Below are 24453 nucleotides of genomic sequence, written 5' to 3'. Positions count from 1 at the left end.
GAGCGGGGAGATCCGTCACGACAGCTCTCCCCTGACCGCCGCGGGCGCCAGCGCGGGGTGGCGGCGGTGCCGCTTGGCGCCCCGCTCGCGCAGGATCACCCGCAGCACGCGCAGCCCGTCGCGGACGGCCCGCAGATTGCTGACGCCGTGGATGCGCCGGTACTCGTGGCTGGGGATCTCCTGGACCCGCAGGCCGGCCTTGACCACCCGGATGTTCATCAGCGTCTCGACCTCGAACCCGGCGCAGTCGAGCGCGATCTCGTCCAGGCAGCGGCGCCAGAAGGCGTTGTAGCCGTAGCACAGATCGGTGTAGCGGGCGCCGAACTTGCGGTTGACCAGCGAGGTCAGCGCGCGGTTGCCGAGCTTGCGGATGGGCGTCATGTCGTCCGTGCCGCCGCCGTTGGCGAATCGCGACCCCTTCGCGAAGTCGGCTCCGGAGACCAGTGCGGACACATAGCTGACGATCTCGCCGCCGTCGGCCGAGCCGTCCGCGTCGACCATCACCACGATGTCGCCGGTGCAGGCGGCGAATCCGGTGATGAGCGCGTCGCCCTTGCCCTTGCCGCGCTGCGGTACGACCTTCACCCCCGGCCACAGCTCGTGCGCCACCCGGACCGTGTCGTCCGTGGAATTCCCGTCCACAAGCACGACTTCATGGATCCAGGAGGGCATTGTCCTGAAAACGTACGGGAGATTCTCGGCCTCGTTCATGGCCGGGATCACGACGCTCACGGGCGGCGCGATCGCGAGATGAGAGGACACCGGGCGATACCGGTGCGGCCCGGAGGTCGTCGATCCCGCTGAAATGGATTCGCTTTCCGGCGCGTCCGGGCGCACAGAGGAGCTCATGGAATTGTTTCCCTCTCGTCCGGTGGACCGTCCGCCCCCGGGCGGTCCGTAGGGTTATCCGGTTCGAAAGGGGGGTTCTCACCCGCCCATGACGGTATTGACCACCGAACAAGGCCGAGCGAGCTGGCTGGCGTTACTTGCCTCGCGGCCCGCGTCGCGGCATGTCTGAGCAGCGCAAGAGCGCAATTGCACAGGACGGCCGGGCGCGGCACCCCCCTACCGCGATCCCGCTCCGGAATCCATCGCGACGTTCGAGCCCTCCCCTGGAGCCGCCATGGTGATGGATCCGATGCGGGTGTTATGACGACGGTGACGACGGTATTGACACCGATTACTCTATGGCAAGGGAAATCACCCGACACCCCCTCTTGGAAGTCTGTTCGTCAATTCTTTGCCCGTATACTGCCCAAACGCCTGAGCAGTCGGTCGGCCGGCCCGTAGAGCTCCGGCCTCGAAAGCACCTTATTGCGCAGCGCCCGAATCGGAGCACGCCGCACGCGATGCCCGAGCGCCACCGGGTGGCGGCGCGTCACCCACCCCTCGGACACACTGAGATCGCGTGTTTTGAGGGAGTCCTTGTATTCCTTCTCGCCGCGCCCGAGATCCAGATAGGCCAGCCCCTGCGCGGCCGCCCCCTCGGCCATCCGCAGATGCAGCACCAGACCGGGCGAGAATTTCGCGAACGCCGTGTCGTACGCCGGGAACCAGCAGGCCAGCACCCGCTCCGAGCGGAGCCCGAAGTGCCCGGCCACCGGCCGCCCGCCGCAGTAGAGCACCGAGAGCAGCCCGGCGCACGAGGAGCCGCGGGTATGGAACAGCTGCTCCACCAGGCGGGTGATCCGGGCGTGGGCGAAGCGGTCGCTGCGCCCCGTCCGGCGGTACTGCGCCGACTTCCAGCCGATCAGCGTGCGGAGCACCGCCGGGTCGCGCTCGTCGTGGACGTACCGCACGTCGCCGACGTCCCGGCCCAGCTTGCGCTCCTTGGCGAGCGTGGTGCGGGTGAACTTCGGCGAGCGCGCGCGGAGCTGGGCCAGATACGCCTCGAAGCCCTGCTCCACGTCGATCACCGGGGAGGGGAAGGAGCCCCGGGCCCCCACCTCGAAGGGCTTCTGCCCCTCCACCAGGTGATCGAACTCCCAGACCGCGAGCCCGCAGGCCTGGAGCAGCTCGCGCGCGTCCCACTGGAACCCGGGCCGGTGCATCAGGCCCTGTGAGTCGGACAGGCCCAGGCCGATCGCCCGCCCCACGCCGAGCCGGGTCCGCTGGAAGGGGAAGAAGGCCACGGGCTCGCCTTCTTCGCGCACCACCGCGATCCGTACCCCGCGTCTACAGCGGCCGACGGCCAGCGTGAACTCCGCAGAGAGAAAGGGGTTCGCCAGTTCGGGCGCGCCCAGGAGATGCGCCTGCGCCTGCATGGCCGTCCAGGCCGCCCGGTCGGCGGCCGTCAGCTCGCCGGGGCGGTACACGCCGATGTCACCTATGTCCACGTGTCATCCCTGACTACTCGTCGTGCGCAGGCGACGGCGGCGGCGCCGCGCGTGAGCCAGTCGCGCCGACAGGAAGAGCAGAAGGCTTGTCGCGCCGACCGCCGACACGCCCACGCGTACCGACCACAGGTGCAGGGCGAGCATCGTCTGCGCGACCAACAGGTCGAGCGCGAGCGCGCCCGCGCCCGCCAGCACCGCCCGGGCCGCCCCGTCCAGGCCGCGCAGCGCGTGGGCCAGGGCCGATGCGGGCGCCATGACCAGGAAGAAGAGTGTGAGCGGTGCGCGCGGCGGCGCGTCGACACCCGCGAGCGTGAGCGCGGCACCGACTCCGCCGGCGCCGACTGCGACCCCCATGAGCACGAGTGGGAACCGGGCGCCCGCCGGGCTCTTGTCACTGATGGTCTGCATTGGCGACTTTGCCCCCTGATGCGCCGGATGCCGGGCCTCAATCTGGCGCAGGCGGAGGAGGCCCGTCAAGATGCGGCAGTTGTGCGAACGGGGCGTTTATGGGCGTGGGTTGACACTTCGGGTTGGTTTGTTCAACGGCGTGCGCGGTGGTGTGCGACCGGCGTGCGGCGCCGCTGTGCGCGAAGTTCATCGCCTCGACCGGAATATTTTCCTAACTACACGCATAGACCCCGTGTTTCGGCGGGATGACATAGCCATGTCACGCCGAGGGCAGTGAACGGAGCGGCGTGACAGACGGTTTCGAACATGATTGCCCCTTTCGGGGCCGTCGTGCCGCACCAGCATCGGCAGCAATCCTGCTAAGGGAGACTGAATGAAACTGTCCAGACTCACGGCCACCGCCTGTGCCTTCGCCGTCGGTGTCGTGCTCGCCTTCACCGGCGCGGGCGCGGCCCAGGCCGCGGAGAGCGCCGCAGGGCCCGCCTACGTGGCGCTCGGTGACTCCTACTCATCCGGCGTCGGCTCCGGCAGCTACGACTCCGCCAGCGGCAGCTGCAAGCGCAGCACCAAGGCCTACCCCGCGCTCTGGGCCGCCGCGCACGCCCCCTCAAGCTTCAACTTCACGGCCTGCTCCGGCGCCAAGACCGGCGACGTTCTCAACAACCAGCTCGGCCCGCTGAGCTCCAGCACCGGCCTGGTGAGCATCAGCATCGGCGGCAACGACGCCGGCTTCGCCGACGTCATGACCACCTGTGTGCTGCCCGGCGAGAGTAACTGCCTCACCGCGGTCGCCAACGCCCGCACCTACGTGCAGAACACCCTGCCCGGCAAGCTGGACCAGGTTTACAGCTCCATCCGCTCCAAGGCGCCGTCCGCCAAGGTCGTCGTCCTCGGCTACCCGCGCTTCTACAAGCTCAACGGTGACTGCATCGCGGGGCTCACCGAGGCCGAGCGCACCGCGATCAACAACGCCTCCGACTACCTGAACTCCGTCACCAAGGGACGCGCCTCCGCCTACGGCTTCGCCTTCGGCGATGTGGCCACCCCGTTCTCCGGGCACGAGATCTGCTCCGGGAGCGAGTGGCTGCACAGCGTCACCTGGCCCATCGACGAGTCGTACCACCCGACCGCCGCGGGGCAGTCCGGCGGCTACCTGCCCGTCCTGAACACGGCTGACGGAATCTGATCGGCCGTTCGACCATACTTCGCGCCACCACGCGACAGCGGGAGGCCCCGGACGGTTGTCGTCCGTGGCCTCCCGCGGCGTCAGCCCAGGTGCGTCAGCCGAGGGTGGACGCCGCCCCTCTGAGCACCAGCCCGCAGCCGAGTGCCAGCACCACGGCCGCGGTGCCGACCGGCGAGGCGCGGTGCACCAGCCGCAGCACGCGCCGGCCGCGGCCCCCGGCGCCGGTCCGGGCCGCAAGCCGCGCCGTGGCCCGCTGCCCCAGGCGCACCACCGCGATCCCGGCCAGCGTGAGCGTGAGCGCCAGCCCGGCCCCATACGCCAGCACCAGCAGAAACCCGAACCACGCCTGCCCCAGCGCGGCCGCGCCCACGAGCACGACCACGGCGGACGGGCTCGGCACGAGCCCGCCCGCGAAGCCGAGGAGGATGGTGCCGCGCAGGGTGGGGCGGCCCGAGGGCAGGGGGTGGGAGTGGGTGAAGCCGCCGTGCGAGTGGACGTGCTCGTGCTCGTGCTTGTGGTCGTGATCGTGCTCATGGCCGTGGTCATGCCCGTGCTCGTGCCCGTGGCCGTGAGGGTGGTGATGGTGTGCGGCGCCGCGCTGTCGCAGCGCCTTGCGCAGCAGCCCCGCCCCCGCCAGCGTCACGAGCACCCCGCTCGCGACGCCCAGCCACGCGATCACCGACGGGGCGGCCGCCGAGCCCGCCGTGACCAACAGCCCCAGGGCGAAGACCCCGAGCGTGTGGGTGATCGTCACCGACGCGCCCAGGGCCAGCACATCGCGCATCGCGCTGCGCCCGCCCGCCGCCGCGGCCGCCGCCATCAGCGTCTTGCCGTGGCCCGGGGCCAGCGCGTGCATCGCGCCGAGCAGCATGGCGATGCCGAAGGCGGACACGGCGAAGAAGGGCGTGATGTCGTGCCGCGCCACCAGCCCGGTCAGCGCCTGCGTCCAGCGGTCCACGCCGCGCGGCAGTATGGAGCCTCCGGGCGCCTCGGACTGCTCGTCCCGGTCGGATCGCGCGTCGGCGAGCGCGGGCCCGCCCGGCGTGGTGCGCAGCGCGGCGGTCCGCTCGTCGGGCGGCGAGGAGAGCTGGTCCTGCGGGTAGCTGGTCAGCCGCCGGGAGGCGGAGGACGTGGGGACGTCGGACGCCGCCAGCGTCATCCGGTCGCCCTGAGCGGTGATCTCCCGCCAGCCGGGCCCCGTGCCGATGTCCGCCGGGCGGTACGAGAGCGAGGCGCGCCCGTCGTGCGGCAGCGCGGCGGTCAGCCGGCACTCCACGCGCAGCGTCGGCAGACCGGCCTGCCCCGCCCGCGAGCGCGCCTTCGCGCCCTCGCTCCGTACGGACACCGCCTCCCCGCGCACCGTCAGCCGCGCGTCCCGCGCCGCGCCGGCGCAGCGGCGGTCGGCCCAGGCGTCCAGTTCGGGGCGCGAGAGCTCGTCGTCGCCGTCCTGGTCGATCCGCGGCTTCGCCTGCGCGGCCGGGATCTCGGCGAGGTCCTCCACATGGTCGACCCGCAGCTCGTCCGGCGTGACGACCAGCCCGTCGTAGCGGTTGACGGTGAAGTTCCCCAGCGGATGCGCGGCGGCGGCCCCGGCGGGCAGCACCACGATGGCGGCCGCCCCGAAGAGCACGGACGCGGCGGCGCCGATGCGGCGGACACGCCGGATCAGCCGGTTCATGGACGGATACCTCCTGCGGTACGAACGGTGCGGTACGGGAGCGGGGGCTGCCGGCCGGTCATCGCGCCTCGCCCAGCCCCTTCAGCGCCGCCTTCGCGGCGCGGGCGCCCGTGGGGGAGAAGGCCGGGTTGAGGTCGAGGGCCGCGGAGAGATGGCGGCGGGCGGACGCGGTGTCGCCGAGGGACTTCTCGATCACCCCCCGGTGGTAGAGGAACGAGGCGTTGCGATACCCGGGCGCGGCGGCGGACTTGGCATAGCGGAGCGCCTCGCGGTCACGGCCGGCCCGGTGCAGCGCCCAGGCCAGCGCGTCGGCGCTGTGCACGCTGTGGCGGCGGCCCCACTCCGCGCGGGCCGCCCGCAGCGCCTCGGCGCGGTCGCCGTGGTCCGCGGCGATCAGCGCGCTGTCGAGGTCCGTCGCCACACCGTTGGCCCGCGCCAGGTCGATCCAGGTGGCGGCCACGGCGTACTGCTCCCGGGCCCGCTCGCGGTCGCCGCGCGCCTCGTACACCTCGCCGAGGGCGGCCAGCTCGGCGGGCAGCGGGTAGCGCCGTACGACCTCTTCCAGGTCGCGGACGGCCGCGTCGAGGTCGCCGACCGCGGCGAAGGTGCGGCCGCGGCCCTCCAGGGCGGGGAGATGGCCGGGCTCGGCGCGCAGCGCGTCGGCGAAGTGGCCGCGCGCCCGGGGGTACTGGCCCTGGCTCCAGGCCAGCTGCCCCAGCGCCGTGGCCACATACGCCACGTCCCCGGGCGCGGTCGCCGACTTGCGGGCGCGCAGCAGCACGCTGCGGGCGCCGGCCGGATCGCCGCGCAGCTCAAGGACATAGGCGAGGCGGGTGAAGGCGGGGATGCCGGGGCGCAGCGAGTCGGCGCGCCTGGCGGCGGCGTACGCGTCGTCGTACCGGCCGAGTTCGACGAGCGCGTCCACCCGGACGGCCAGTGCCCGCTCGCTGTAGGCGTTGACCTTCAGCGCCCGGTCGGCGTCGCGCAGCGCGTCCGGGAAGTCGTGGCGCGCGGCGGCGAGCGCGGCGCGCCCGGCGAGGGCCAGGTCGTTGTCGCGCGGCTGGGCCGTCAGGGAGCGCGCGAGGGCCTTCTGCGCCTGGGGGTAGCGGGTGGGGTCCCCGGTGGTGCGGGCCTGCTCGACGTAGGCCGCGCCGAGCGTGGCCCAGCCGGCCGCGTCCTTGGGCCGGGCCCGCAGCTGGGCCTGGAGCGCGCTGATGCTCTTGCCCAGGTCCTTGGAGCCGACCCGGTCGAGCGCCGCCCGGCCGGCGGGCTGCACGGCGTCGGTCCGTACGCCGGAGGGGCGTTCGTCGGACCCGCCGACGGCGAACGCGGCGGCCGTGATCCCCGTCGCGAGGGCGACGACGACGGCGGCGGTGCGGACTAAGCGGCCCCGGGGAAGTAGGGGTGGGTTCCCACGTCGTCTGGTGCGGTGCATCGCAAGGCGGAGGATCGCCCTCGTACTGGGCGTACTCGGGCGACTCCGACAACGCGGCGAGGTGCCGTGCCAGGCGGCGCGGGGGCCCGCCTCTGCTTCCTCGGGGTCGCTTAGGTGCCGGACAGGCATTGCGGGCTGCCTTTCGGGTGCACGAGGGACGCGGCTTCAGGGGCTTGCGAGGGGCTTGCAGGGGCTTGCGGGAGTGATTCAGGGGCTTTCGGGGGTGTTCGGGGGTTCGGGCTCTGGTGTCACAGAGGTGTACGTACGGAAGCGGCCTGGTGCTCGGCCTTCCGGGCCCCGGCCGGGGCGCGTTCCACGAGGGAAGCGCGCCCCGGCCGGTGCGCACGCCGGATCAGTGCCTGCGGGTGTGCACCCGCACCAGCCGCCGGCGGCGCCGGCGCCAGGTCAGGCCGACGGCCAGCAGCAGCACCGCCGCGCCGCCCGCGGCGGCGGAGGTGGCCAGCAGCGTGTTGTTGTCCTCGGTGGTGGTGGTGACGATGCCGGAGCCGCCGTTCAGCAGGGTCCGGCCGTCCGTCGCGGCCGCCGCGCTCTTGGTGGCGGTCTTGACGTCCGAGCCGGAGTTGGGCAGCGCGACGTAGGGGAAGTAGCTCTCGAACTTCTGGTCGTTCGCGTCGACCGCGTCGCCCAGGTCGTTCTTCTGGTCGAGCAGCTCGCCCTCCACGACCTGGAGCGCGATGTCCAACACGTCGTCGGTGAGCCGGCGGCCGTTGGGGAACCCGGCCTGGTCGCCGTCCAGGACGCCGAGGCGCTTGGGCTCGTGGGTCGGCTTGATGGAGGTGTTGAGCCGCAGCATCTCGGAGGCCTTGCCCCCGTCGACCTGGTTGAGCTCGGGCACGCCGGTGAGGAAGACCTGCTCGAGGTCCTTGCGCGGGGTGTCAGGCGCCTTGATCTTGAAGATCCCCTCGATCAGCTTGGGCAGCTCCGGGTCGTCCACGTTGTCCAGGAACTGCGCGTCGTCCTTGGGATTCGACGCGTTGAACTTGTCCTTGTCCTTACGGGGGTTGACAACCTCGTTGACCAACGGCATGCCGAGCCGCGAGACCTGGGCGTAGTCGCCGTAGGCGTCCGCGCGCTGGGTGGTGGACCAGATCCCGATCACCGGCTGCTCATGGGACTCGCGCAGCTGGTCGGTGGGCACCTGGAGGGCCAGGGACTGGACGTTGTAGCCCTTGAGGGTGTCGTTGCCGACCTCCGACAGGTCGCCGCCGTAGAGCAGGTCGAACACCCGCAGATCGGCGAAGAACGGGTCGTCGGCCTGGCCGGCGAAGGCCGTGACGCCGCCGTACACCTTGCGTATCGCCTCGTCGCGCAGGGTCTTGTAGTCCGGCATGGACGCCTTGCCCACGTTCGAGGGGGCCACGACCAGATCGTCCGCCACCTTGGTGCGCTCGACGGCCTTGCCGTGCCGCAGCTTGATGAGCTCGATGTCGTACGTCTGGAAGAAGTTCAGGTCCTTGTCGTCGAGGGACGTCACCGGACCGGTGTTGTAGAGGAACGTGTCCTCGTTGCGGACGTGGTCCTTGAAGGTCCAGCGGTAGATCAGGTCTTCCCGGGCGTCGCCGTCGCTGTCGATGCGCACGTCGTACTGGGCGTCCTCGGCGAACTTGTAGAAGTTCGGGCCGCCCGCCGGGTCCTGGAACGGGAGGAAGTTCGCGATCAGCGTCGTCGTGTCCGCCTTGTCGGGGCTCACGAACGCGTAGACGTCGGTGGTGTCGTACTCCGGCTGGCCCGAGATCAGCGGCGCCTCCCGGTGGCTGGAGGCCTCCGCGGCCTCGGGCCCGAGCGCGGCCACACCGGCCACCGCGAGCCCTCCCGCGGCCAGCGCTCCGCCCACGAGCGCGGCCACACTCCTCTTGGTGATTGAGGTCATCTGGGTCGGTCCTTCGTACGTGTGGTGGACAGGCTGATGTCGGCTATTCGGAGCGGTCGGCCGACCGGATTGGTGGGTCGGTGGATTTTTTTCGGCGGACGTCGCGAAGCAACCGAAGCAACCGAAGACGGGGCAGCGAGACCGATGGCAGGAAGCGGGGTTTGCCGCGTGAGTGTGGAGCAGACGGGAGAACGAGGGCCGATACGCGGGTGGGTGGGTGGACAGGAGCGCGCGGGGGAGCGCGGGCGCGGCCCGGACGACCTGCTGCCGCTGGTCGCCGGCGGCGACCACCGTGCGTTCGAGGATCTGTACGGCATGGTGTCGGGGCCCGTGTACGGGCTGGTGCGGCGCGTGCTGCGGGACCCGGCCCAGTCCGAGGAGGTCACGCAGGAGGCGCTGCTTGAGGTCTGGCGCACCGCCGCGCGCTTCGACCCGCGCCGCGGCTCGGCGCTCGCCTGGATCCTCACCCTCGCCCACCGCCGCGCCGTGGACCGCGTGCGCTCGGCCCGCTCGGCGGCCGACCGCGAGGCGCGCGTCGGCGGGCAGTCGGAGGGCCCGGCCTTCGACCAGGTGGCGGAGGCGGTCGAGGGGCGTCTTGAGCGGGAGTGGGTGCGCGGCTGTCTGGCCCGGCTCACCGAGCTTCAGCGGCAGTCGGTCACCCTCGCGTACTACGAGGGGTACTCCTATCGGGAGGTGGCGCATCGGCTGGCCGTACCGTTGGGAACGGTCAAGACGCGGATGCGGGACGGGCTGACGCGGCTGCGCGAGTGCTTGGGAGCGGCGGTATGACCAACAATCGGCCGACCAGCCGGCCGACCGACCGGACCCCGGCGTACCGGGGCGGCAGGGGGCGCAAGGCGCATGCGCCGGCGGGCGCGTACGCCCTCGACGCCCTGGACCCGAAGGAGCGCCTGCGGTACGAGCGGCATCTGGCCCGCTGCCCGGGGTGCGCCCAGGAAGTGCGCGACCTGGCGCAGGGCGCGGTGCGGCTGGCGCGGGCGGTGGCCGCCCCGGCGCCGCCCGAGATGCGGCAGCGGGTGCTGGCGGCCGCCTACGCCACCCCCCAGGAGGCGCCCTCCGCGGCGGACGGCGGATACGGATACGCGGGCCAGCAGGCCCGCGCCGCCCACGCGGGCCGCTCCGGGCCCGGCGGGCGGCGGGCGCGCGGCAGGGGCCTGTCCCCCTCCTTCCGGCGCCCCGTGCTCGGTCTGCGGATCGCCGCGGCCGCCGGCGCGCTGTCCCTGGCCGCGGCGGTCGTGCTCGGGGTCGAACTGGTGCGCACCCGCGACGCGCTCGACCGGGAGCGGGGCGCGACGCGCGCCGTCGAGCAGGTGCTGTCGGCGCCGGACGCCAGGGGCGTCAGCGCGCGCGACGCCCAGGGCCGCGGCATCAACGCCGTAACCTCGCGCCGCCTCGGCGCGGCTGTGGTCACCGTCTCCGGGTTGGCGGCGCCGCCCGACGGGCGGGCGTACCAGCTGTGGATGATCGACGCCGGCCCCTCGGGCGCCTCGGGCACGCCCCGCTCGGCCGGGCTCCTGGACGGCAATGGGGAAGGGACATCGCTGGTCACGGGCGGCTTCGGGGCGCACACCGAGCGTCTCGCGGTCACCTTGGAACCGGACGGGGGGTCAACCCGGCCCAGCACGAATCCGGTCGTGCAACTCGCCCTGCGTGATCCATGATTCGCGATGGACGCGTCAACACCCTTGACGCGGAGGTAAATCAGCGACCGGGGGTGCGTGGGTGACGGCTCGCCAAGGTAGGGTTACTCTGCCCGGGGCGGGTGCCCTCGTACGGGTGGGGAGTGACATGGAGCAGATAACAGTACGCAGCAGGCCGCGAGTGCCTGCCATCAACTGCGGGAGCGGGTCGACCAGCGCCCGCCTCGACCGACATCTCGCGGTGCTGGGCGGCCCTGCCGTGCCGCAGCGAGAGGCCGAGGGCGCCACGGTGCTGATGCAGGAGCTGACCGCGCGGGACCACGCGCGCACCGAGCGGAACAGGGGCGCCAGGGTGTCGCTGTTCGCGCCGCTGCGCCGACTGCGCCGTTCGCTGTTCGGCAGCCGCCACTGAGGCGTCCGGCGCACCCGGCCCGCCCGGCCCGTTCCGGCGGGCCAGGTCGCCCCGGGCAGCCCGGCAGGCATGGCAGATCCGGTGGGCCCGCCCCCAGGGCCCGCCGCCCGTGACGCCCGCATCGCCGTCCGCGTTCCGGGCACGGCGGAACCGGCCCCGCTCCAGCCGGTGACCCCGTGCCCGCGCGCGGCATGGCCGCTGCCTCCGGGCGCGCGTACGCACTCGTCCTCGCCCCGGAGGCACGTGCGCGTAGCGCCGGAGCAGCCGGGCACCGTCCGGCTCACATCAGGGCGAACTGCCCGCCCGGGCCCTCCTCGTGATGGTCCAGCACGGACGCCGGGCGCCGGGCCGCGCCCGGCACCGGCAGCACGCCCGCCTCGCCCAGCTCCGCCGGGCCGAGGCGCGGCCCGGCGGCCAGCCGGTCGGCCAGCGCCCGCCGCGCCGGGCGATCCTCGGCGAGCAGCGCCAGCACGGTGATCAGCTCCAGCAGCTCCGATGTCCACTCGCGCGGCCAGGCCGCCGGAACGACGGCCTCCAGCGTGCCGGGCTCGCCCCGGGCCGTACGGCGCTCGAACCAGGTCTCCAGTACCCGCGCCCCGCCCGCGTGGAACTCCCACGCGCTGCGCGGCACCGGTGAGATCCGCCCCGCGCCGAGGTGCAGGGTCGCGTCCTCCGGGTCGTACGCGAGGGTCTCGGGCAGCCCGCGCTCGGGGAGCGCGGCGCGTACGTAGGGGCGCTGGCCGCCCGGCATGCGCGGGCGTTCGCCGCTGTGCGCCCCGCGGGTATGCAGCCACAGCGCCCGGCGGCCCAGCTCCACCCCCGCCTCCCAGATCCCGGGGTCGGCGGTCAGCGGCACCGCGCAGCCCTCCGGGCGATGGCCGGCCACCGCGGCGACCCAGGCCAGGAAGTCCTCGGCCGTGACGGGACGCGCCAGCTCGGCCGCGAGCCGGTCGAGCAGCCCCGGCGCGAGATTGGGCTCCTGGCCGCCGGGGCGGCGGTAGAGCGGCCGGATCCGCCCGGGGCGGCCCGCGGGGGAGTAGCCGTCCGGCAGCAGCGCGGAGAACGTCAGCGTCGGCCCCGGGTCAGGACCGGCCCCCTCGACGGCGTGGATCTGCCGGTCGTCGGTCACCCGCCACAGCTCCGGCCGGGCGGCGTCGATCAGCCGGTGGTCGGGGATCAGCCACTGCTGGTCGTACGGCCCGTGAGCGACCCGTACGGGCTCGGGGCACGGCCCGCTCTCGCCCGCCAGCGGGACGGTGGAGGTCCGCTGACCGGGCAGCTGGGGCATGGCGACGTGCAGCGTACGGGCACGGCTCGGCCGGAACAGCGCCGCCCGACCGGCCGCGTCACCGGCGGCGACCAGCCGCTCCCAGCGCGCCTTGAGCGTCTTGGGGTCCGGCCCCATCACCCACGCCCGGCCCAGCCGCAGCGGCGCCACGGACCAGGGCATGAGGTCCGCCAGCAGCGGTGCGTCGGCCCATACGGCCCGGTCGGCCCCTGTGGCCCGTGTCGCCGTCACGCCGCAGCCCTTCCCCCGGCACGTTCTCCCACTCCCACCCCGCATCGTATCCACGGGCCGCCCGGCGCGCGGCGCGCGGGAACCGCTCAGCCGACGGCGGTCACCGCGCCTCGACCGTGACCGTGAACGAGAAGCGGTCCCCCCGGTAGTGGATGCGGGCCACGTCCACCGCCCGCCCCGCGTCGTCGTAGGTCACCCCCGTGTAGTGCAGGATCGGGCTGAGCAGCGGCACCCGGAGCAGCCGGGACGTCTCCGGGTCGGCCAGGCGGGCCTCGACCGTGTCCGTGATGCGGCTGATCCGGACCCCTACCGCGTCCCGCAGCACCTTCGTCATCGGCCAGCGCGCGAGGTCGGCCACGTCGATGCGCTCGGCGATGTCGGGGCGGACGAAATTCTCGGCCCAGTTGGTCGGCTCGCCGCCCGCCGCGTCGCTCCGCAGCCGCCGGTAGGCCGTGGTCTCGCGCAGGCCCGGGAAGTGCTCGGCCAGCTCCGCCGGTACGGGGGCGGGCCCGTGGCCGAGTACGGTCGTCCGCTCGCCGGACTGCTGGGCCACGATCGCGTCCACCGAGCCCAGCAGCCGCACCGGCGCGCCGCGCCGGGCGCTCGGCTCGATGAAGGTGCCGCGCCGCCGGTGGCGGCTGATGAGCCCCTCCGACTCCAGCTCCTTGAGCGCCTGCCGCATCGTCAGGACGCTGACGCCGTAGTGCTCGGCCAGACGGTCCTCGGTGGGCAGCCGCAGCGGCTCGTGGGGGCCGCGGCCGAGTATCGAGGCCCGCAGCGACTGCGAGACCTGGTACCACAGCGGCAGCTTGCGGTTCAGGGTGAGGGAGTCGGGGGCGAAGGTGGTCACTGGAAGTGCCGCTCCAGGCCCCGCCAGACGTCGTCGTACCCCTGCTGGAGGTGGTCCGCCTCGCGCGCCTGCCGGGTGGCCGTCACGGGCCAGCGGGTCTCGAACATGAAGGCCAGCCCGTCGTCGACCTTGCGGGGCGTCAGCTCGGCGGTGCTCGCCCGCTCGAAGGTCTCCCGGTCGGGGCCGTGCGCGGACATCATGTTGTGCAGCGAGCCGCCCCCGGGCACGAAGCCGCCCTTCCCGGCGGTCTTGGCGTCGTACGCGCCCTCGATCAGGCCCATGTACTCGCTCATCACATTGCGGTGGAAGTACGGCGGCCGGAAGGTGTCCTCGCCGACCAGCCAGCGCGGCGCGAAGACGACGAAGTCGACGTTCGCCAGGCCGGGGGTGTCGGAGGGCGAGGTGAGGACCGTGAAGATCGACGGGTCCGGGTGGTCGTAGCTGATGCTGCCGAGCACATTGAAGCGGCGCAGGTCGTACACGTACGGGACGTGGTTGCCGTGCCAGGCGACGACGTCCAGCGGGGAGTGGTCGTAGGTCGCGGACCAGAGGTTGCCGCAGAACTTGTTGACCACCTCCACCGGGCCCTCGACATCGTCGTACGCGGCCACCGGGGCCAGGAAGTCCCGCGCGCCCGCCAGCCCGTTGGCGCCGATCGGGCCGAGGTCGGGAAGGGTGAAGGGGCGGCCGTGGTTCTCGCAGACGTAGCCGCGCACTTCGGGGTCGAGCGGCTCGACGCGGAAGCGCACGCCGCGCGGCACCAGCGCCATCTGCCCCGGCTCGGCGCGCAGCCGCCCGAACTCGGTGCACAGCAGCAGCCCGCCCCGCTCGGGCACGATCAGCAGTTCGCCGTCGGCGTCGCTGAACACCCGGTCGGTCATGGGCGCGTTCGCGGCGTAGAGGTGGATGGCCATGCCGGAGCGGCGCGAGGCGTCGCCGTTGCCGCCGAGGGTCCACAGGCCGGCGAGGAAGTCGGTGCCGGGAGCGGGGGCGGGCAGCGGTTCCCAGCGCAGCCGGTTGGGGTCGGGGGCGCACTCCGTGAACGGCGCGCCGCGCAGCCCGCCGTTGTCGGCGCGGACGAAGGGCGGGTGCGCGGCGGAGGGCCGGATGCGGTACAGCCAGGAGCGCCGGTTGTGGGCGCGCGGTTCGGTGAAGGCGGTGCCGCTCAGCTGCTCCGCGTACAGCCCCAGCGGAGCGCGCTGGGGGGAGTTGCGGCCGACGGGCAGCGCGCCCGCGACGGCCTCGCTGCTGTGTTCATTGCCGAACCCGGGGGAGTACACCAGCCCCGCGGCCGTCTTGCGCGCTCGCTCGATGTCCGTTCCGCCGCTCATCGTCCGGCTCCCGCCACTTGGTCACTGGGCGTGCGATTCCTATGGAGGACCATAGGAATCGAAAGCGGGGCGCGTCAATGATCGGGCAGGATGGTGGCGTGCCCATACCGCCACCGCCCCTCCGCCGCGCCCCCGTCCAGCGCCGCAGCGCCGAGCGCCTCGGCCGGATCCTCGACGCCTGCGCCGAACTCCTCGACGAGACCGGCTACGACGACCTCAGTACCCGTGCGGTCGCCGAGCGCGCCGGCGTCCCCATCGGCTCGGTGTACCGCTTCTTCTCCAACAAGCGCGCGATGGCCGAGGCCCTGGCCCACCGCAATCTCGACGAGTACGCCGCGCGGGTGACCGAGCGGCTGGCGGAGTCCGGGACGGGCGGCGGCTGGCGGGAGGCCATGGACGTGGTGGTCGACGAGTATCTGGCGATGAAGCGCGGGGCGCCGGGCTTCGCGCTGGTCGAGTTCGGCATGCCGGTGCCCGTGACCGCTCGGCCCGACCAGCCCAACCACCTGGTCGCGGACCGGCTGCGCGAGCTGCTCGGCGAGCGGCTGGGCCTGGAGGAGTCCGGCGAGGCGGGGGAGCGGGTGCGGGTGGCCTTTCTGCTCGCCGTCGAGACCGCGGACGCGCTGCTGCGGCTCGCCTTCCGCGTCCACCCGGACGGCGACCCGGTGGTCGTGGCCGAGACGAAGGAGCTGCTGCGCGCGTATCTGGCGGGCGTGCTGGACTGACCGCCCGCGGCGGGCCTGTCCATGCGGTTCCGCTCCGCCGCGTGGCCCGACCCTCCCTCACCTGCGTACCAATCGGTAGGGTGAGAAGTCGTCGCGTCACCGTTGCCGCCGCCGTCCCCAGGAGGGACCGATGAGCCGTACCGCTCTGCGCATCTGCCCGCTGTGCGAGGCCACCTGCGGGCTGACCCTGACCATCGACGAGGGGCGGGTCACCGGGGCGCGCGGGGACCGCGACGACGTCTTCAGCCGGGGCTTCATCTGCCCCAAGGGCGCGTCGTTCGGCCAGCTGGACGCGGACCCCGACCGGCTGCGGCGGCCCCTGGTGCGGCGCGGCGGGCGGCTGGAGCCGGCGAGCTGGGACGAGGCGTTCGCCGCCGTGGACGCCGGGCTGCGGCCGCTGCTGGAGCGGTACGGGCCGCAGGCGGCGGCCGTGTTCCTCGGCAACCCGAACGTGCACACCATGGCGGGCGGGCTGTATCCGCCGCTGCTGCTCGGCGCGCTCGGCACCCGGAACATCTTCACCGCCAGCACCCTCGACCAGATGCCCAAGCATGTCTCCAGCGGCCTGCTCTACGGCGACGCGCACGCGATCCCGGTGCCCGACCTGGACCGCACCGACCATCTGCTGATGATCGGCGCCAACCCGCTGGACTCCGGCGGCAGCCTGTGCACCGCCCCCGACTTCCCCGGGCGGCTCAAGGCCCTGCGGCGGCGCGGCGGCCGGCTCACGGTGGTCGACCCGCGCCGCACCCGCACGGCCGAGGCCGCCGACCGGCATCTGGCCATCCGGCCCGGCACGGACGCGCTGCTGCTGTTCGCCGTGGTCGGGGTGCTGTTCGAGGAGGGCCTGGTGGCCCCGGAGCCGGCCGGCGGGCATCTGACGGGCGTGGACGAGGTGCGGCGGCTGGCGGCGGACTTCACGCCCGAGGCGGTGGCCGCGGTCTGCGAGGTGCCCGCCGAGGAGATCCGTACGCTCGCCCGCGAGCTCGCCGCCGCGCCACGGGCCGCCGTCTACGGGCGGATCGGCTCCACCACCGTCGAGTTCGGCACGCTCACCAGCTGGCTGGTCGATGTGGTGAACGCCCTCACCGGCAACCTCGACCGGCCCGGCGGGGTCATGTTCCCGCTCTCCGCCACCGCCGGGGCGCCGCGCCCGCCGCGCCCCGGCAAGGGGTTCGCGCTCGGCCGCTGGCGCAGCAGGGTCGGCGGACACCCCGAGGCGAAGGGCGAACTGCCCGCGGCGGCGCTGGCCGAGGAGATCGAGACCCCGGGCGAGGGGCAGGTCAGGGCGCTGATCGTGATCGCGGGCAACCCTGTGCTGTCCGCGCCGGACGGCGACCGGCTGGACCGGGCGCTGGCCGGGCTCGACTTCATGGTGAGCGTGGACCCGTATCTGAACGAGACCTCGCGCCACGCGCATGTGGTCCTGCCGCCGCCCCCGCCCAGCCAGAGCCCCCACTTCGACTTCGCCTTCAACACCCTCGCGGTGCGCAACCAGGTCCGCTACACCCGCCCCGCGCTCCCGCTGGACGCGGACCGGATGAGCGAGGCCGAGATCCTGGCGCGGCTGACGCTGTGCGCGGGCGGGCACGCGGGCGCCGACCCGGCGGCCGTGGACGCCATGGCGATCGACGCGGCCCTCGGCAAGGCCGTGGCCGACCCCGCCTCGCCGGTGCACGGCCGTGATCGGGGAGAGCTCGCCGCCCATCTCACCGGCGTCAGCGGCGCCGAGCGGCGGCTGGACATGATGCTGCGCCTCGGCCCGTACGGGGACGGCTTCGGCGCCGACCCCGAGGGGCTGACCCTGGCCAGGGTCCTGGCCCACCCGCACGGCATCGACCTGGGGCCGCTGCGGCCGCGCCTGCCCGGCCTGCTCAAGACCCGCAGCGGCACCGTCGAGCTGTGCCCGGAGCCGATGGCCGCCGAAGTGGCGCGGCTGCGGCGGGCGCTGGGCGGGCGCGCGGACGGGCTGCTGCTGGTCGGCCGCCGCCATCTGCGCTCCAACAACAGCTGGATGCACAACATCCCGGCGCTGGTCGGCGGCAGCAACCGCTGCACCCTCCACCTCCACCCCGAGGACGCGGCCCGGCTGGGCGTGGCCGACGGCGGCCTGGTGCGGGTCAAGGGCGACGGCGGGGAGCTGGAGGTGCCGGTGGAGGTGACGGACGCGGTACGGACCGGGGTGGTCAGCCTGCCGCACGGCTGGGGGCACGACCGGCCCGGCACCCGGATGTCGGTCGCGGCGGCGCACCCGGGGGTCAACGTCAACCGGCTCATCGACGGATCCCGGCTCGATCCGCTCTCCGGCACCGCGGTGCTCAACGGCTGCCCGGTGCAGCTCACGGTGGTCACCCCCGCGGGCTGAAACCGCGCTCATACGGCTGACCTGGGGTTTTGCGCTTATTGCTCGCACGTCAAGACCTTGTTAACAGAAAGTTGCGCCACCTAACGTCACCTCGACCCGCCAGTTCTGGGGGAGTTCAAGGGCGAACGTGAGGTAGCCAAATATGCTGACAATCCTCGGATTCGTCATGATTGCCACCTTCTTGGTGTTGATCATGATGAAGAAGATGACTCCGATGGGTGCGCTGGTGCTCATCCCGGCGCTCTTCTGCGTCATCGTGGGGAAGGGGGCGCACCTGGGGGACTACGTCCTCAAGGGCGTCGGTGACCTCGCGCCCACCGCGGCGATGCTGATGTTCGCCATCATCTACTTCGGGGTGATGATCGACGTCGGCCTCTTCGACCCGATCGTCCGGGTCATCCTGCGGTTCTGCAAAGCGGACCCGATGCGGGTGGTCGTCGGCACCGCGGTGCTCGCCGCGATCGTCTCCCTCGACGGCGACGGCTCCACCACCTTCATGATCACCGTGTCGGCCATGGTGCCGCTGTACCGGCGGCTGAAGATGAGCCTGGTCGTCATGACCGGTGTCGCGGCCATGGCCAACGGCGTGATGAACACGCTCCCCTGGGGCGGCCCCACCGCCCGCGCCGCCGCCGCGCTCAAGCTCGACGCCAGCGACATCTTCGTCCCGATGATCCCGGCCCTCGCGGCCGGCCTGGTCTTCGTCTTCGCCCTCGCCTACGGCCTCGGTCTGCGCGAGCGCAAGCGCCTGGGCACGCTGACCCTCGAGGACGTCACCGCCGACCCCGAGACGGTGCTGGTCGGCGCGGGCGGCTCCACCGGCTCCGGCACGGGCGCCAAGGGCCGTAAGGGCAAGCAGGCCATCGGCGGCGCGGGCGGCGGCACCGACGCCGAGGCGCCCGAGGACGACTCCGACGAGCACCAGGGGCTCGACCCCAACCGGCCCACCCTGCGCCCCAAGCTGTACTGGTTCAACGCGGCCCTCACCATCGGGCTGCTCACCATGATGATCCGCGAGGACCTGCCGATCCCGGTCCTCTTCCTGCTCGGCGCCGCCATCGCGCTCACCGTCAACTTCCCGCGCGTCGCGGACCAGAAGGCCCGTATCGCCGCCCACTCCGAGAACGTCGTCAACGTCTCCGGCATGGTCTTCGCCGCCGCCGTCTTCACCGGCGTGCTCACCGGCACCGGCATGGTCGAGCACATGGCGCGCTGGCTGGTCGACGGGATCCCGAACGGAATGGGCCCGCACATGGGCCTGGTCACCGGCATCCTGTCCATCCCGCTCACCTACTTCATGTCCAACGACGGCTTCTACTTCGGCATCGTGCCGATCCTCGCCGAGGCCGGCGCCGCACACGGGGTCGACCCGGTCGAGATCGCCCGCGCCTCCCTGGTCGGGCAGGCCCTGCACATGTCCAGCCCGCTGGTCCCGGCCGTCTACGTCCTGGTCGGCATGGCGAAGGTCGAGTTCGGCGACCACACCCGCTTCGTGGTGAAGTGGGCGGCGCTCACCTCGCTGGTGGTGCTCGGGGCGGGCCTGCTCTTCGGCATCATCTGACCCGTGGATTCTCCGAAGCCCGGTAGGGGCTGGCTGCTGCGCCTGGTCATCGCCTTCTCGTTCGCGCAGGGGGCGGTGAGCATGGCGCGGCCCGCCGTCTCCTACCGGGCTCTCGCGCTGGGCGCCGACGCCCGGGCGGTCGGCGTGATCGCGGGCGTCTACGCCCTGCTGCCGCTGTTCGCCGCCGTACCACTGGGGCGGCGCACCGACCACGGGCGCTGCGCCCCGCTGCTGCCGATCGGCGTGGTGCTGATCGTGACCGGCTGCGCGCTCAGCGGCCGGGCCGGTTCGCTGCTGGAGATGGCCGTGTGGAGCGGGGTGATGGGCCTGGGCCATCTGTCCTTCGTGATCGGCGCCCAGTCCCTGGTGGCCCGCCAGAGCGCCCCGGAGGATCAGGACCGCAACTTCGGCCACTTCACCATCGGCGCCTCCCTCGGCCAGCTCATCGGCCCCATCGCCGCCGGTCAGGTGGTCTCCGAGCACGGCGACGCCCTGGCCCGGACCAGCGCGGCCGCGCTCTTCGTATCCGCCGTCGTCGCGGCCTTCGCGGTCACCTCCCTGTGGCGCATCGAGCACCGCACACCGGCGGCGGACCGTACGCGGGCCGGGGCATCGGACCGGTCCGAGGGCGGCGGGGCGCGCTCCGGCCGGGTCCCCGTGGTCGGCATCCTGCGCACCCGGGGCGTGGCCTCCGGCATCTTCATCAGCCTCGCCGTGCTCTCCGCCACCGACATCCTCACCGCCTACCTCCCCGTCGTCGGCGAACAGCGGTCCATCGCGCCCGCGGTCATCGGCCTGCTGCTGAGCGTGCGCGCCGCGGCCACCATCGCCTGCCGGCTCGTCATGACCCCGATGATCCGGCTGATGGGCCGCACCGTCCTGATGGCCGTCAGCTGCCTGGGGGCCGGGCTGCTGTGCGCGGCGCTCGCCCTGCCGGTGCCCGCCTGGGGGCTGGGGATTCTGCTGGCCGCGCTCGGCTTCTGCCTCGGGGTGGGCCAGCCGCTGTCCATGACCACCGTCGTCCAGGCGGCCCCGGACGGCGCCCGCTCCACCGCTCTGGCGCTGCGGCTGACCGGCAACCGCCTCGGCCAGGTCGCCGCGCCCGCCTCCGCGGGCGTGCTGGCCGGGATCGCGGGGACGGCCGCGCCGTTCGTGATGCTCGGAGTGCTGCTGCTCGCCTCCGCGGGCGTAGCGATACGGCCCGCCCGGCGCGGCGCCCCGCCCGCGCCGCCGGCCCGGCCCGAGGCGCCCGGGCGCCGTACGGAGCCCTCGGCCGAGCGAAAGGCCTGAGGAAGACAGGGCCTAAGCGCTTGCTCACCGGCATGTAGGGTGTCCGCCATGGACGCGGAGGCGAAAAACACCGAGGGCGCCCCCGAGGCGTGGCGCGACATCACTCCGGACGCGGCCCGGCGGCTGATGACCGCCGCGGTGCACGCCTTCGCCGAGCGCGGCTACCACGCCACCACCACCCGCGACATCGCGGGCCGCGCCGGCATGAGCCCCGCCGCGCTCTACATCCACTACAAGACCAAGGAAGAGCTGCTCTACCAGATCAGCAAGGTCGGCCACCGGCTCGCGCTCGACATCCTCGAAGCGGCCAGGGACGGCGCCGGCACCCCCGCCGAGCGGCTCGCCGAGGCCGTGCGCGCCTTCGTCCGCTGGCACGCCGAGCACCACACCACCGCCCGCGTGGTCCAGTACGAGCTCGACGCGCTCGCCGAGGACCACTATGCCGAGATCACCGCGCTGCGGCGGGCCTCGGACGGCGCGGTGCGGGCGATCGTCGAGGACGGGGTGAAGGCGGGCGACTTCGACGTCGCCGACGTCCGCGGCACCACGGTCGCCGTCCTGTCGCTGTGCATCGACGTCGCGCGCTGGTTCAACGCCCGCGGCCGCAGCACCCCCGACGAGGTCGGCGAGCTCTACGCCGGGCTGGCGCTGCGCATGGTGGGCGCGGCGGGTTAGTTGGTCAAGGCACCTGCCCCGACGGCTCGGGCCTGTCGGCAGGCTGCGTCGTGGATCTTCGCGGGACGGACTGTGCCCCCTGCCGGGGCGGGGGCACGTCGGGCGGCGCCTGAGCGGTGCCGGGTGGTGGGGTTGAGCTCAGGCGCTCACAGGTTCTTGCTGAAGAAGTCGGTGAGCTTGGCGACTGCGGGGGTGACCGCCTCGTCCTTGTCATAGAGGTCCACATGGGTCGCGCCCTCGATCAGGAAGAGCTCGGCGGTCTCGCCGGCCTTGGCAACGGCACCCTGGCTGAAGGGAAGCGTCGCGGCCTCGGTACCGGCGATCATCAGCAGTGGACGCGGGGCGATCTTGTCGACATCGGCGTAGGCGTCGAACTGGTCGAGCTGGTCGACACTGCGCAGCACGTACTTGTTGGTCGCGCGCGGGTGGTGGGCCCGCGGCGTTTTGTAGTAGTCGTAGAACTCCCGAACAAGCGCCGGAGTCGAGTCGTCGACCGACTCGGGCACCACGTCGACCAGGGCGGCCGGCTTGCCCTCCGCCTCCTCGGCGCGCAGCTTCCCGGACTGCTCAACCATCTTCTGGAAGCCTTCCGGGTCGCCGCTGCGCAGGAAGGCAGCCACGTCCGCGGCGCTGACGGTGGCCACGGCCTTCATCCGGTGGTCGGTCTGCGCAGCGTAGGGGACATAGCCGCCCGAGCCACAGATGCCGACCACGCCGATCCGCTCGGGGTCGACAGCGTCGCGGGTCGCCAGGTACGACACAGCGGCCCGGAAGTCGTCGGCGCGCTGGAAGGGGTCCTCCAGGCCGTGCGGGGTGCCTTCGCTCTCGCCCTGGTAGGCGGCGTCGAAGGCCAGCGTGACGAAGCCCTCGTCGGCCAGCTTCTGGGCGTACAGGGCGGAGGTCTGCTCCTTCACGCCCGTGGTCGGGTGCCCGACCACGACGGCGGGGCGGCGCTCGCCTTCGGCGGTGCCATCCGGCGTGTAGAGGTGTCCGGCGAGCTTCAGACTGTTGGCGAGGAAGGCGACGTCCGTCTTCATTTCCTTTTGCTCTTCTTTCATGAGGGAGGCCTGAATCGTGGGGGTAATGTCACATGCCTGCCGCAGGAAGAGAATCCTGAATTCCAGGACGCCGAATCACGGGCTCTCCTGCGGTCACGTCATCCAGGTTCATACGCGTCACGCATCCGCACAATGGGATACTTCTGTCCCCGGACAGGGCTGTCCAGGGACAAAACTGGCCCACCCTCTCGGTTGCGGTCTCTGAGAGACTCGTGTCATGAACGCTGATGCGCACCCCAATGAGCTGGGAGAATTCCTCAAGGCCCGCCGGGCCGAGCTCAGCCCCCGCGCAGTCGGGCTGCCCGACGCCGGCGTCAAGCGGCGGGTCAAGGGCCTGCGCCGCGAGGAGGTGGCGCTACTCGCTTCCATCAGCACGGACTATTACATCCGTCTGGAGCAGGGGCGCAGGCAGGCGTCTGCCCCGGTGCTGGACGCCCTCGCCCGGGTCTTGCACCTTGACGACGAGGAGCGGGCGTACATGCTGGAGCTGGCCGGCAAGGCCGCCGCGCAGCCCCGCCGCCAGGCAGCACAGACAGTGCAGCCACAACTGCGGCGCCTGCTCGACGAACTCACCACCAGCCCCGCCCTCATTCTGGGCCGCCGCATGGATATTCTCGCCTGGAATCCGATGGCCGCCGCACTGCTCACCGACTTTTCCAAAATTCCGGAGAAGCACCGAAATTACGCATGGCTGCTCTTTTCCGATCCGGCAATGAAAAACCTCCACGCGCACTGGGAAGACATCGCGCGCGCCTGCGTGGCCATGCTCCGCAGGGAAGCCGGACGCAATCCGCAGGACCAGCGCATGGCACGTCTCGTGGGTGAGCTCTCCATGGCGGACGACGACTTCCGCCGCTGGTGGGGCGACCACCACGTCGCCAGCCGCACCAGGGGAAACAAGGTGCTGCGCCACCCGGTCGCAGGCGACCTCACCCTCGACTGGGATGCCCTGTCCTGCGCCGGCGACCCCGAGCAGCAGCTCGTCGTCTGGACCGCCGAACCCGGCACTCCATCCCACGACGCCCTGCGCCTCCTCGCCTCCTGGACCGCCACCACCGACCGCTCCGCGGCCGATCGGTAGGACTTGACCGGCCCCTCCGTGTGACTGATTCATGCCGAGATCGTTGGCGGAGGCACGAGGCGGGGCTGTCGCACGGCGGCCCTCGCACGGGGTGGGCCGGCAGGCACCTCAAGGCCCATGCCCTTACCCCGCGCGGCGCGCGGTGGTGAGCCAGAGCGCGGCCCCCAGCCGGACGCCGTCCGGGGACGCGTACGGCCCCAGCGCCTCGGTGAGTACCTGCCGGGCGCGCTCGCGGGCCGGGCGGTCGGCCGAGGCCAGCGCGGTGCGCAGGGCGCCCGTGCCGGTCATGAACTCCACCGCGTCCAGGGGCGTGTTTCCGACCCGCAGCGACACCTCCACCGCCTCCACCATGACCCCCGTGAAGCCCGCCCCGGCCAGCAGCGCACGCACGCGGCGGGGGTCGCTCAGCGAGAACGCCTGCCCCTCGCCCGAGGGCTCCGTGCCGCGCAGCGCCCGGGCCGGGACCCGCGCGAACTCGCTGTGCCGGGGGTGCTGCCAGCTCAGAAAGGCCAGCCGCGCGCCGGGGCGCAGGGCGGCGGCCAGATTGCCGAATGCCGCGGGCGGGTCGGCGAAGACATGCATCCCGAGCCGGCTGACCAGGGCGTCGTGGGAGGCGGGCGGGAAGGCGTACGTCTGTGCGTCGGCTCGCAGGAACCTCGCGTTCCGTACACCCTCCTCGGCGGCGAGGAGCGCGGCGCGCTCCAGCATTGGAGCGGACAGATCCACCCCCAGCGCCTCACCCCCGGCGGCCCGCGCCGCCGCCGCCCGCGTGGTGGCCCCGCAGCCGCAGCCGATGTCGAGCACCCGGTCCCCGGGCGCAAGCGAGGCGGCGTCGAGCAGCGGGGCCGTCAGAGGCTCCAGCATCGCGTCGTACCGGGGCTGCCACCGCGCCCAGTGGCGCCCCTCGTCACCGTTCCAGGTCTCGAACTGCTCATGATTGGCGATGTCCGTCGTCATACGATCACCGTGGGACTTGAACCCGGGATCAAGT

Annotated in this window: 21 protein-coding genes; 10 read left to right on the top strand and 11 right to left on the bottom strand. The window is 72.9% G+C overall.

Annotation, left to right across the window (positions count from 1 at the left end; genetic code table 11):
* Positions 1 to 15: 15 nt before the first annotated feature.
* The 3 genes from ACZ4WQ_RS15555 to ACZ4WQ_RS15545 all read right to left on the bottom strand — a co-directional run bounded on the left by ACZ4WQ_RS15555 (position 16) and on the right by ACZ4WQ_RS15545 (position 2690).
* Positions 16 to 849 carry a glycosyltransferase family 2 protein gene (locus ACZ4WQ_RS15555; protein WP_385349251.1) on the bottom strand — a complete coding sequence of 278 codons (834 nt, stop codon included), beginning with the start codon at positions 847 to 849 and terminating at the stop codon, positions 16 to 18.
* Between the two features lie 383 nt (positions 850 to 1232).
* Positions 1233 to 2264 carry a GNAT family N-acetyltransferase gene (locus ACZ4WQ_RS15550; RefSeq protein WP_398376833.1) on the bottom strand — a complete coding sequence of 344 codons (1032 nt, stop codon included), beginning with the start codon at positions 2262 to 2264 and terminating at the stop codon, positions 1233 to 1235.
* Positions 2265 to 2339: 75 nt separating this feature from the next.
* Positions 2340 to 2690: a hypothetical protein gene (locus ACZ4WQ_RS15545; protein ID WP_398376761.1), complete on the bottom strand. Its 351-nt coding sequence runs from the start codon at positions 2688 to 2690 to the stop codon at positions 2340 to 2342.
* Between the two features lie 427 nt (positions 2691 to 3117).
* Here ACZ4WQ_RS15545 and ACZ4WQ_RS15540 point away from each other — a divergent pair, with 427 nt between their 5' ends.
* The gene (locus ACZ4WQ_RS15540; protein WP_311725174.1) at positions 3118 to 3930 is read left to right on the top strand and encodes an SGNH/GDSL hydrolase family protein; all 813 of its coding nucleotides are present in this window, start codon (positions 3118 to 3120) and stop codon (positions 3928 to 3930) included.
* A 94-nt stretch (positions 3931 to 4024) separates the two neighbouring features.
* Here ACZ4WQ_RS15540 and ACZ4WQ_RS15535 read toward each other — a convergent pair whose 3' ends face one another.
* The 3 genes from ACZ4WQ_RS15535 to ACZ4WQ_RS15525 all read right to left on the bottom strand — a co-directional run bounded on the left by ACZ4WQ_RS15535 (position 4025) and on the right by ACZ4WQ_RS15525 (position 8934).
* A complete protein-coding gene (locus ACZ4WQ_RS15535; protein ID WP_398376763.1) occupies positions 4025 to 5608 on the bottom strand; it encodes an urease accessory protein UreH domain-containing protein in 1584 nt (527 codons plus the stop codon).
* Between the two features lie 58 nt (positions 5609 to 5666).
* On the bottom strand, positions 5667 to 7043 hold the full coding sequence (locus tag ACZ4WQ_RS15530; protein ID WP_311725176.1) for a tetratricopeptide repeat protein: 1377 nt from the start codon (positions 7041 to 7043) through the stop codon (positions 5667 to 5669).
* Positions 7044 to 7395: 352 nt separating this feature from the next.
* The gene (locus tag ACZ4WQ_RS15525; protein ID WP_398376765.1) at positions 7396 to 8934 is read right to left on the bottom strand and encodes a DUF4331 domain-containing protein; all 1539 of its coding nucleotides are present in this window, start codon (positions 8932 to 8934) and stop codon (positions 7396 to 7398) included.
* A gap of 174 nt (positions 8935 to 9108) precedes the next feature.
* Here ACZ4WQ_RS15525 and ACZ4WQ_RS15520 point away from each other — a divergent pair, with 174 nt between their 5' ends.
* The 3 genes from ACZ4WQ_RS15520 (at position 9109) to ACZ4WQ_RS15510 (ending at position 11007) form a co-directional block, all read left to right on the top strand.
* Entirely contained in the window at positions 9109 to 9723 is a 615-nt protein-coding gene (locus ACZ4WQ_RS15520; protein ID WP_311725335.1) for a sigma-70 family RNA polymerase sigma factor, read from the top strand.
* The gene (locus tag ACZ4WQ_RS15515) at positions 9720 to 10616 is read left to right on the top strand and encodes an anti-sigma factor (protein ID WP_398376768.1); all 897 of its coding nucleotides are present in this window, start codon (positions 9720 to 9722) and stop codon (positions 10614 to 10616) included. The genes ACZ4WQ_RS15520 and ACZ4WQ_RS15515 overlap by 4 nt, the downstream gene beginning before the upstream one ends.
* A 127-nt stretch (positions 10617 to 10743) precedes the next feature.
* A complete protein-coding gene (locus tag ACZ4WQ_RS15510) occupies positions 10744 to 11007 on the top strand; it encodes a hypothetical protein (RefSeq protein ID WP_043487934.1) in 264 nt (87 codons plus the stop codon).
* Between the two features lie 280 nt (positions 11008 to 11287).
* On the opposite strand, the gene ACZ4WQ_RS15505 is transcribed toward ACZ4WQ_RS15510, so the two are convergent.
* The 3 genes from ACZ4WQ_RS15505 to hmgA are packed head-to-tail and all read right to left on the bottom strand — an operon-like array spanning position 11288 to position 14707.
* A complete protein-coding gene (locus ACZ4WQ_RS15505) occupies positions 11288 to 12571 on the bottom strand; it encodes a type ISP restriction/modification enzyme (protein ID WP_398376770.1) in 1284 nt (427 codons plus the stop codon).
* Between the two features lie 55 nt (positions 12572 to 12626).
* On the bottom strand, positions 12627 to 13376 hold the full coding sequence (locus tag ACZ4WQ_RS15500; RefSeq protein WP_358846367.1) for a GntR family transcriptional regulator: 750 nt from the start codon (positions 13374 to 13376) through the stop codon (positions 12627 to 12629).
* Positions 13373 to 14707, bottom strand: coding sequence for a homogentisate 1,2-dioxygenase (gene hmgA / locus ACZ4WQ_RS15495; RefSeq protein WP_385349231.1), 1335 nt, complete (start codon positions 14705 to 14707; stop codon positions 13373 to 13375). The genes ACZ4WQ_RS15500 and hmgA overlap by 4 nt, the downstream gene beginning before the upstream one ends.
* 77 nt (positions 14708 to 14784) lie before the next feature.
* Here hmgA and ACZ4WQ_RS15490 point away from each other — a divergent pair, with 77 nt between their 5' ends.
* The 5 genes from ACZ4WQ_RS15490 (at position 14785) to ACZ4WQ_RS15470 (ending at position 21323) form a co-directional block, all read left to right on the top strand.
* A complete protein-coding gene (locus ACZ4WQ_RS15490; RefSeq protein WP_311725181.1) occupies positions 14785 to 15432 on the top strand; it encodes a TetR/AcrR family transcriptional regulator in 648 nt (215 codons plus the stop codon).
* 130 nt (positions 15433 to 15562) lie between these two features.
* Positions 15563 to 17797, top strand: a complete 2235-nt coding sequence (locus ACZ4WQ_RS15485; RefSeq protein ID WP_398376772.1) for a molybdopterin oxidoreductase family protein — start codon at positions 15563 to 15565, stop codon at positions 17795 to 17797.
* A 142-nt stretch (positions 17798 to 17939) separates the two neighbouring features.
* Complete coding sequence (locus ACZ4WQ_RS15480) at positions 17940 to 19358, top strand: CitMHS family transporter (RefSeq protein WP_398376773.1); 1419 nt, start codon at positions 17940 to 17942, stop codon at positions 19356 to 19358.
* A gap of 3 nt (positions 19359 to 19361) precedes the next feature.
* Entirely contained in the window at positions 19362 to 20648 is a 1287-nt protein-coding gene (locus tag ACZ4WQ_RS15475) for an MFS transporter (RefSeq protein WP_398376775.1), read from the top strand.
* A 48-nt stretch (positions 20649 to 20696) separates the two neighbouring features.
* The gene (locus tag ACZ4WQ_RS15470; protein ID WP_311725185.1) at positions 20697 to 21323 is read left to right on the top strand and encodes a TetR/AcrR family transcriptional regulator; all 627 of its coding nucleotides are present in this window, start codon (positions 20697 to 20699) and stop codon (positions 21321 to 21323) included.
* A gap of 146 nt (positions 21324 to 21469) precedes the next feature.
* On the opposite strand, the gene ACZ4WQ_RS15465 is transcribed toward ACZ4WQ_RS15470, so the two are convergent.
* Entirely contained in the window at positions 21470 to 22360 is an 891-nt protein-coding gene (locus tag ACZ4WQ_RS15465; protein WP_398376777.1) for an alpha/beta hydrolase, read from the bottom strand.
* 238 nt (positions 22361 to 22598) lie between these two features.
* On the opposite strand from ACZ4WQ_RS15465, the gene ACZ4WQ_RS15460 reads away from it, so the two are divergent.
* On the top strand, positions 22599 to 23462 hold the full coding sequence (locus ACZ4WQ_RS15460) for a helix-turn-helix domain-containing protein (RefSeq protein ID WP_361185033.1): 864 nt from the start codon (positions 22599 to 22601) through the stop codon (positions 23460 to 23462).
* 123 nt (positions 23463 to 23585) lie between these two features.
* On the opposite strand, the gene ACZ4WQ_RS15455 is transcribed toward ACZ4WQ_RS15460, so the two are convergent.
* Positions 23586 to 24419 carry a class I SAM-dependent methyltransferase gene (locus ACZ4WQ_RS15455; RefSeq protein WP_398376778.1) on the bottom strand — a complete coding sequence of 278 codons (834 nt, stop codon included), beginning with the start codon at positions 24417 to 24419 and terminating at the stop codon, positions 23586 to 23588.
* Positions 24420 to 24453: the final 34 nt, after the last annotated feature.

It is taken from the genome of Streptomyces sp. NPDC028305, assembly GCF_055569495.1.
Note: the sequence above shows the minus strand (reverse complement) of the source record. Positions and strands in the feature narration are given on the sequence as shown.